We start from the raw sequence: 8,024 nt of genomic DNA on the forward strand, positions 1-8,024 counted from the left end.
CCTTGATTGGTTTTGTTGTCTATCTAGTTCGCTAAGCCATGTTCGGCTCAAAAAACAAAGAAAACTTTGCTGAGATCGAGCGCAAAAAAGACGCGCTCCAAGCTCAGATTGATGAGCTCCAAAGCTTTATCAAGGAAGCTCCTGAAAAGCTTCAACGGGAACAACAAGAGCGTTTACAAACTATGCCAGCTCCAGATGAGTTGACTCAGCGGCGGCGCGAGAACGACTTTTCAAATCGACTCACCAAGGGCGAGCTCAAGAATGAACGTCGTCATCAGGCGCGTAGCGCTCTACTCTTCGTACTTTTGTTCTCAGCCATCATTTGTGTATCCCTTTGGATATATAGAATAATTGCTGCCGCGGCATAGCCTCCAACTTTGTACTTCGCCCCTTGGCAATTGGGGCAAATCCAGCGTTCTTTAATAATCTTAAAATTCGCGATACTTCCCGCTTGCACAGGCGAGACTTGCCCACTAGTGTGCGCCAGCTACGGCGCCTATGAAAGCTACTAACCAAGCCATACTCGCACTTGAAGACGGCCGCACCTTTGAAGGTGAAGCCTTTGGTCACACTGGAACTACAACTACCGGTGAGATCTGCTTCAATACATCAATGACTGGATATCAGGAAATAATTACTGATCCCTCGTATCGCGGTCAAGTCGTCACGATGACGTACCCACTAATCGGAAACTACGGAGTCAATCCGGAGGATGCGGAGTCCGCTTCGCCTCACGTTAGAGGTCTAGTTATTGGAGAACTCTCACCAGTTGCATCTAACTTCCGTTCACGCCAATCACTCGGTGATTATTTTTTAGAACACAAGATACTAGGAATTGAAGGAGTCGACACCCGTGCACTAACCAAGCATCTCCGCAACGCTGGTGCAATGCGTTGCTGTATTTCCACAGAACTTACCGCCAAGGAAGCAATCCAAGCAGCAAAAGATGCCCCAGCTATGGCAGGGTCAGACTTCGTAAAGGAAGTGTCTACTGACTGTAATTACCGCTGGGACAAAGAATCTAGAATCTGGAACATCCCTAGCCCGTCTCAGAACCGTGAAGGTCACTACGAGGAACTTCCGCCTGTAAAGTACAAACTCGTAGCCTTAGACTTCGGCATCAAGTACAACATCCTTCGCTCTATGCGTCAGGCTGGATTCGATGTAGAAGTTGTTAACTCTCGTACAACAGCAGAGGACATCCTCGCTCTTAACCCTGACGGAATTTTCCTTTCTAACGGCCCTGGTGATCCAGCTGCATTAGATTACATTCACTCCGAAGTAAAGAAACTCCTTGGCAAAAAACCAATCTTCGGCATCTGTCTTGGTCACCAGATACTCACTCACGCATTTGGCGGCACCACGTATAAACTCAAGTTTGGTCACCGCGGTGGAAACCAACCAGTGAAGGACCTCCGCACAGGCAAGATCTCTATCACAGCTCAAAACCACGGTTTTGCCACTGATCCTGACAGCCTTCCTGATGACGTAGAAATCACTCACATTAACCTCAACGACGACACTGTCGAAGGATTCCGTCATAAGACGCTCCCAGCCTTCTCAGTACAGTATCATCCAGAGGCTGCTCCAGGACCAAACGACGCGAAGTACTTCTTCGATGAATTTGCTGGAATGATTCAACACTTCAAGGGATAAATCTCAGAGTCCCGAAAATAATGCTCCGTCACTTCGTTCAACTTTGCTTAGCATTCGCAAGCCACACAGGACTGCTCCTGGCTGAACAAACCTACGAGGCTAACGGATTCAGATTTCAGCACAGAGACTCAGAAAAAGTCACTGTCACTGGCGACAAGATCAAAACCCTGCGTATTGAAAATGCTTACGACAGCCTTTTCATGGTGCAAAACTATGGTTCATCTATCACTCCTAAGCAATTGCTAGAAAAGATGAGCCAAAGCTTGCTCAAGCAGTTTGGAGATAAAGCCACCGAACTCACCCACAAGGCTGCCACTCGCACGCTTTTTGGTGAAGCCCGTGTTGGCCGATACATTTTATTTAGTAAAAACAATATCCCGAGTGAGTCCTTGCTCTTCACTTTCAAGAAAGGCAGCGACACCATCTGTGTGATCACCCAGATGGCACTCCAGCACAGCAAAGAGGCTGAGCGCATGTTTGCGATTATTCAAAAAAGCCTCAGCATCTCAACCAAGTAACATTCATATGAACACCATCATCTGTGGTCTCCAATGGGGCGACGAAGGAAAAGGAAAAATCGTTGACTACCTTACCGAATCAGCCGATCTCGTAGCACGTGGCCAAGGCGGCAATAACGCAGGTCACACTGTGCTCGCTAACGGCAAAAAATACATACTTCACCTAGTACCATCAGGTATTCTTTGGGGAAACAAGACATGTGTCATCGGTAACGGTGTTGTCATGGATCCCGTTGGTCTGTGTAAAGAAATCACCACGCTCGAAGAGCAAGGAATCACTATCACTCCTGAGCTTCTGCTCATTTCTGACCGTGCACACGTTGTTCTACCTTACCACCGTGAGCTCGATGCAGCTCGCGAAGCTGCTCTTGGTAAGAACAAGATTGGCACAACCAAGCGCGGTATCGGCCCGACCTATGCTGACAAAGCAAACCGTATTGGCCTTCGCCTTGCTGACTTCCACGACGAAGAAACTGCACGTGAACTCATCGACATCCGCCTTCAGGAAGCGAATGAAACACTCACTCGCTACGGCCTACCAACATTCACGACCGACGAGGTTCTTGACGAGGTTCGCCCAGCGATTGCACGCCTTCTACCACACGTAACAAACGTGATCCCAACTCTCCACAAAGCGTGGAAAGAAAAGAAGACAATTCTTTTTGAAGGAGCACAAGGTTCACTTCTCGACATCGACTTTGGCACCTACCCATTTCTCACATCCTCCAACACAACTGCTGGTGGAGCATGCACAGGATCAGGACTCCCACCTACAGCAATTGAGCGCGTTATCGGTGTTTGCAAAGCTTACACTACTCGTGTTGGATCAGGCCCAATGCCCACTGAAAACGATGACATTTCAGCCTACTTCCACGCACGCGGCATGGAGTTTGGCGCAACCACTGGTCGCGCCCGTCGTTGTGGCTGGCTCGACACAGTACTTCTCCGCATGGCCGTAATGGTAAACGGTGTTACTGACCTCGCTGTGACTATCGTCGATGGACTGGACGAACGTGAATCGCTCAAAATCTGTGTCGCGTACGACATCGATGGCGAGCGTCACGAATTCCCACCAGCGACTCGCTCAGGCTGGGACAAAGCGACTCCAATCTACGAAGAGCTTCCAGGTTGGCAGAGCGACACCACTGCTGCACGCAGCTGGGATGACCTCCCGGAGAACGCTAAAACCTACCTTAATCGCCTCAGCGAACTCGTTGGAGCACCAGTAAGCTTCATCGGTAACGGACCAGAGCGCGAGCAGACAATCATAGTCTAGTTTTAAAACTTCCCCATTTAACCCAAAAGGCGTCACCTAAAAGTGACGCCTTTTTTGTGATTTAAAATGGTAAAAACTAGTGTACCTCCATCATTAACTCAGCTAAAACCTTCTTAAGATCCTCAACTGGTATAGCGAAGCTTTCAGCCCGGTTAGCGCGAGCAATATTCATCCCCACACATTTTCCATCCATATTAAGCAAAGGCCCACCAATATTTCTAGCACTGAATGGAATGTCAGTTTGTAACACACGGGGAAAACTATCTCTACGCTTGGAATAATCTCCACTCATTTGGTCGTTTCGTGACTTCTTTTCTTTGTAGGCAGCACTTCTGGGCATGAGTTCCACATCTGCTTGCAACAAGTCACCGCCACGCTCAAATTCAATGGCAACTTTTTCACCAGCCATGAAATCACGGACACGCACAATCAGAGCCTCACGAGATGTCACCACATCTCCTCCGAATTTCTTAATAACATCCCCAGCTTTGAGACCCGCCTTTTCGGCACCTGTGTCAGGAGTCACCAGTCCTATCTCTAACGATCCTTTATCAGACTTAAACGAAACTCCTATCACAGCAGGAGCACTACCTTTGACTTCGCGAATTTTGGCGCTAACGATACCGACATTCACGCGTCGCAAGCTACGGCTCGTGGCGCCATTGGCCACGACCCACGTACCTTGAGCCAAGTCACTCACTTCAGCCCAGATCGCTGGATATAACCCTTCAGCGTCAATCTTTAGCAGAACCACATCCCAACGTGGGTCTGTAGCCACTACCTCTAAGCCCGAGTACTTCGTCTGACCAACACGGACAGATAAATTGTCCCGTCCCTCAAATTCGCTCGATTTAGCGAGAATGTATCCGTCCTCACTTACGACTATTCCGTAGTTAAAAAATTTACTCCCTTCGTAAATTACGGCTGTGCACTTTTGAATAGCCGCACGTTGTTCAGCAAAGGCAGCACGCACCTCTTTGCCATTAGTCCGCTCGTCAGTAGGCAAGCTAGCTTGAGCCCAAATCATCATCTGTGAACACGACAACAACAGCACCATACTGATTGCTCCACCCAATCCAAATGTTCGCTTCATCACTGTCTTTAAGTTCACTTGTTTAGCGTTGCACTAGGTTAAGATCGACACTCTTGAATTTCCCATCTCTGCAATAACCCAACTTTATATGATCGCCATCTGCAAGTTTTTTCATCAAGCCCCTCAGCTGATTTTTGGATCTCAAAGGCTCTTGATTAATTGATGTCAGAAGATCACCAACCTCAATGCCAGCTTGCTCAGCTGGGTAGCCAGGCTCGACTTGTGTCACCTCTAGCACCCCATCTACCTCTTTTGCTGCCACACCCATGAAACCTGTTCCTGGTTTTTGTTTCACAGCGAAGGCTCCATCACCAATAAATTCCCCCTTCTCCAGCAAGTCCCAATAAGTGTGGAAAACCTGCAGCGGCACATGCATATTTTGAGCGAGGCGTCGCCCCACACGGCTATGAATCCCTATCAACTCCCCGTTCATATCAAACAACGGGCCACCGGAGTCACCACCAATCAATACACAATCCGAGTGCACCGTAGTATCGGCTACTTTTACCATCCTACCTAAACGGACAACGGAACCTCGTGCTTTATCAAAACCTCCTGAATGCCCTAGCGCAAACACCCAATCACCGACGCGGCTCTCTGGTAGGTTATTAGCACTTTTATTCTCATATCGAACAAATGGAAATTTTTTCTCACTCTGAATTTGAAGCATGCCTGCGTCATTTTCCGAATGCAGCCCTAAAGATTTAGCTTCGTATTTTGTGCCGTCCTCCATCACTACTTTCATCGATTTTCCAACACCAGAAATAACGTGTGCAGCCGTCAACACCAAGCCACCTTCGGAAACGATTACCCCCGAGCCTGACCCCTGCCCCACTTGTATACACACCGTCGCTTGGCGTGCTACAGCCAAATGCTTTTGCAGAGACGTCTGAATAGCAACAAGATCCTCACGACTCTCTGGCACCTTTTTATCGTTTACGTGAAGGCGTTCGGCTGAAAGGGAGGTCGTTAAAGCTGCGACCCACAAACACAACGTAAGTTTTCCTAGAAATCTCATCAATTTACAAATTCTATAGACCAAAACAAGATAGCTTATGCCACCAGGGTTTCAATAACCCATTTGAGTAAATTCTCCCCGATGACTTAAACCATAAGACAAAATAAAAAAACGACCCGATAGACCGCTCTAAAGGAAACCCCCTAACCTTAAAGAACAGTGAACCTATCGGATCGCCTTGTCCCCTTGCGAGGACGATTTGATTATGCCACTACTTCCCCATACTGCAAATAGTTTTCCTATAGAATCGAAAAATGAAGTGGCCTCCTCAACGTCGCCACTGATTTACAGTGTATATTAAAATCCTGACTACCCTATCGATGACGAGTTATTGTTGGTGATTAGCATACTTTGGTAATCCATTTGTGTCGTTTGCTTTTATTGCCTTAGGCGGGTTTAAGCTGTGTGCCGTTGAGCTTCTTGGTAGTAGCTCCATGGTGTTTGGTTTGAAAGCGATTGGTGCCCTCTTCGGTGGTTGTAGAACTCCATCCAGTCATCAACACAAGTATCTAGTTCTGGTACGCTGCTGTAGCTCCAGAGTCTAAGCTTCTCATACTTGATGCTCCGCCAGAGGCGTATGATGAACACGTTGTCTCGCCAACATCCTTTGCCGTCCATGTTCACTTTGATCCCTCTAGATTCAATTTCTCCCACCCATTCTTTACTACTCAATTGGCTGCCTTGATCGGTGTTGAAGATCTTAGGCTACCGACCTGTAGCCTTGAAGGCTTTGCGCAATGCTCGGAGACACAATGCTGTATCCATCGTGTTACACACTTCCCATGAAAGTACTGCACGCGTGTGCCAGTCCATCACAGCAATCAAGTAGGCATGACCTTCTAGGCATTTGTATATATGTGATGTCAGTGTACCAGACTTCATCCGCAGCCGTCACAGAAGTGTCTCTGAAAGAGGTATGTAAATCTTGTGCGCATCCCCACGTTTGCTGATGTTAGGCTTGGGAATCATTGCTTCCTTTCCTAGCAATCTCATCAAGCGACGCACTCGCTTCCTCCCTACTTCATAACCTCTGTCTCTGAGTTCGTGAATCAAGTTGCGCTGCCCCATGTGGCAGTACTTGAAGTGGATTTCATCGAGATGCAGTATGATTTTATGATCCTCCTCAATGATCTTAGCCCTTTTGGGCTTTAAGCGATTGTGGTTGACCTCTAGCAAAGCTGATTGGTGCCTAAGTGATAAAGCGTGCTGAGTATCAATCATAGCTTTTCGCTCACATCGATTCCCAGCTGTTCGCACTTTTTTAGAAGAAAGTCCTTCTCTATACGAGTTGCCCCACTTTACGCTCCATCTGAGCTTTTTGGCTTCGAGTTTTTTCAACTCTTTTTTGGTGGTGTTAGAGCTTTCAAAAAGCTCAACCATTCGAGATTCTAACTCCCTTTTCCAATGACTGACCTGGGACGGTGCTACATCATTCTCTTGGGCGATGTCGTTTATTGAGCGAATCCCCTTGAGAGCTTCGGTGTGCTCTATTTATGAGGCAACAGGACCTTCATTTAAACTATAAAGCACAACCCTGTCTACATAAGGCAATCTCCACCAATCCCTTTGTAAGATTTCCTAATCGATTGGTTCAACGCTCAGTCAGCGATGAATTCGTCGTAACCAAAGCAACAGCGGCATCTTGGGATATTCAAACACAAAGACGCTACAGATTGGAGCATTTTCCGACCATTCATCCAATAGGCCACGGGCTACAACAGCACAAATTGGAGTACGTAACCACACTCCTAGACCAAAGAATCAACCACAAAGCCGAGCAGTCTCAACTTAACCTAAAGTCGTCAATTTGCAGAAAGCTAGCCGCTAGGAAATTGCAAATCAAGCGGTATCATTCAAATACAGGCTTGGCTGAGAATACCTTAAGCAACTAATGAATAAAAATATCTAGAAAAAATCTTTACCTAATTGCTCACGCTGTGCAGACGGTGGTTGATGGCGGTTACGGTAACTAAGTACACCGCCACTCTTTGCCCCAACATCACCGCCGAGTCGACTAGGGCTAGGATTCTCTGGGAAATATAGTTTTCGTTTCAGACCCAATAGACCTGCTGCACCTACTAGCAAAACTCCGCAAATAAGCCAACCCAACCGCTGAGTAAACTTAACCCTAGCGGCAAAGTCTAGCATGCCGACTAGTTTGTCAGCTTTGCCATTTGGTAATTCCTTCTTATCAAAGGTAGGATTCACAGTAGTAACTATCAGTTCACGCAGGATTTCTTCTACCCAAAAAAGGCGCATCGAGAGTTGTCCTACAAAACCATCTAGCTGGTCGAATACATCCGATTTTTCACGAGCTTTATGTGCCGCATTCCAGAGTAATTCTTTCACCTGCCAGCTAGGAACTCTATCACTCACTCCACCAGCCAACAAAAAGTTGGCACGCTCTGGAACTCCAATGTAATAATAAACAATAACCAGAGGCTCTTTACTTCCATCATACAC

10 protein-coding genes are annotated in these 8,024 nt (G+C 47.2%); 4 read left to right on the forward strand and 6 right to left on the reverse strand.

Going from position 1 to position 8,024, the window contains the following annotated elements; all coding sequences use genetic code 11:
* Nucleotides 1-38 precede the first annotated feature (38 nt).
* The 4 genes from ABGY95_RS03760 (at nt 39) to ABGY95_RS03775 (ending at nt 3,450) form a co-directional block, all read left to right on the forward strand.
* Nucleotides 39-368, forward strand: coding sequence for a hypothetical protein (locus ABGY95_RS03760; RefSeq protein WP_347440369.1), 330 nt, complete (start codon nt 39-41; stop codon nt 366-368).
* A 130-nt stretch (nt 369-498) separates the two neighbouring features.
* Nucleotides 499-1,656, forward strand: coding sequence for a glutamine-hydrolyzing carbamoyl-phosphate synthase small subunit (gene carA / locus ABGY95_RS03765; RefSeq protein ID WP_347440370.1), 1,158 nt, complete (start codon nt 499-501; stop codon nt 1,654-1,656).
* A gap of 20 nt (nt 1,657-1,676) precedes the next feature.
* Nucleotides 1,677-2,174, forward strand: coding sequence for a hypothetical protein (locus tag ABGY95_RS03770; protein WP_347440371.1), 498 nt, complete (start codon nt 1,677-1,679; stop codon nt 2,172-2,174).
* A 7-nt stretch (nt 2,175-2,181) separates the two neighbouring features.
* Nucleotides 2,182-3,450, forward strand: coding sequence for an adenylosuccinate synthase (locus ABGY95_RS03775; RefSeq protein ID WP_347440372.1), 1,269 nt, complete (start codon nt 2,182-2,184; stop codon nt 3,448-3,450).
* A gap of 76 nt (nt 3,451-3,526) precedes the next feature.
* Here the strand turns inward: ABGY95_RS03775 and ABGY95_RS03780 are convergent, their stop codons facing one another.
* From ABGY95_RS03780 to ABGY95_RS03805, 6 genes are all read right to left on the reverse strand, one after another.
* Nucleotides 3,527-4,543 (reverse strand): PDZ domain-containing protein, encoded by a 1,017-nt coding sequence (locus ABGY95_RS03780; protein WP_347440373.1) that lies wholly within the window; start codon nt 4,541-4,543, stop codon nt 3,527-3,529.
* A gap of 22 nt (nt 4,544-4,565) precedes the next feature.
* The gene (locus ABGY95_RS03785; protein WP_347440374.1) at nt 4,566-5,561 is read right to left on the reverse strand and encodes a trypsin-like peptidase domain-containing protein; all 996 of its coding nucleotides are present in this window, start codon (nt 5,559-5,561) and stop codon (nt 4,566-4,568) included.
* Between the two features lie 396 nt (nt 5,562-5,957).
* Entirely contained in the window at nt 5,958-6,233 is a 276-nt protein-coding gene (locus ABGY95_RS03790) for an integrase core domain-containing protein (protein WP_347440375.1), read from the reverse strand.
* A gap of 33 nt (nt 6,234-6,266) precedes the next feature.
* Complete coding sequence (locus tag ABGY95_RS03795; protein ID WP_347440376.1) at nt 6,267-6,443, reverse strand: DDE-type integrase/transposase/recombinase; 177 nt, start codon at nt 6,441-6,443, stop codon at nt 6,267-6,269.
* 9 nt (nt 6,444-6,452) lie between these two features.
* Entirely contained in the window at nt 6,453-6,782 is a 330-nt protein-coding gene (locus tag ABGY95_RS03800; protein WP_347440377.1) for an IS3 family transposase, read from the reverse strand.
* A 684-nt stretch (nt 6,783-7,466) separates the two neighbouring features.
* Nucleotides 7,467-8,024: hypothetical protein (locus tag ABGY95_RS03805; RefSeq protein ID WP_347440378.1), on the reverse strand; the 558-nt coding region annotated here is incomplete at its 5' end.

This window comes from Rubritalea sp. (genome assembly GCF_039830215.1).
Taxonomy (GTDB): domain Bacteria; phylum Verrucomicrobiota; class Verrucomicrobiia; order Verrucomicrobiales; family Akkermansiaceae; genus Rubritalea.

Excerpts from the sequence above, each read along its gene's own strand:
- ABGY95_RS03760 (WP_347440369.1), top strand. The coding sequence starts at position 39 with ATGTTCGGCTCAAAAAACAAAGAAAACTTTGCTGAGATCGAGCGCAAA.
- carA (WP_347440370.1), top strand. The coding sequence starts at position 499 with ATGAAAGCTACTAACCAAGCCATACTCGCACTTGAAGACGGCCGCACC.
- ABGY95_RS03770 (WP_347440371.1), top strand. The coding sequence starts at position 1,677 with ATGCTCCGTCACTTCGTTCAACTTTGCTTAGCATTCGCAAGCCACACA.
- ABGY95_RS03775 (WP_347440372.1), top strand. The coding sequence starts at position 2,182 with ATGAACACCATCATCTGTGGTCTCCAATGGGGCGACGAAGGAAAAGGA.
- ABGY95_RS03780 (WP_347440373.1), bottom strand. The coding sequence starts at position 4,543 with ATGAAGCGAACATTTGGATTGGGTGGAGCAATCAGTATGGTGCTGTTG.
- ABGY95_RS03785 (WP_347440374.1), bottom strand. The coding sequence starts at position 5,561 with ATGAGATTTCTAGGAAAACTTACGTTGTGTTTGTGGGTCGCAGCTTTA.
- ABGY95_RS03795 (WP_347440376.1), bottom strand. The coding sequence starts at position 6,443 with ATGAAGTCTGGTACACTGACATCACATATATACAAATGCCTAGAAGGT.
- ABGY95_RS03800 (WP_347440377.1), bottom strand. The coding sequence starts at position 6,782 with ATGATTGATACTCAGCACGCTTTATCACTTAGGCACCAATCAGCTTTG.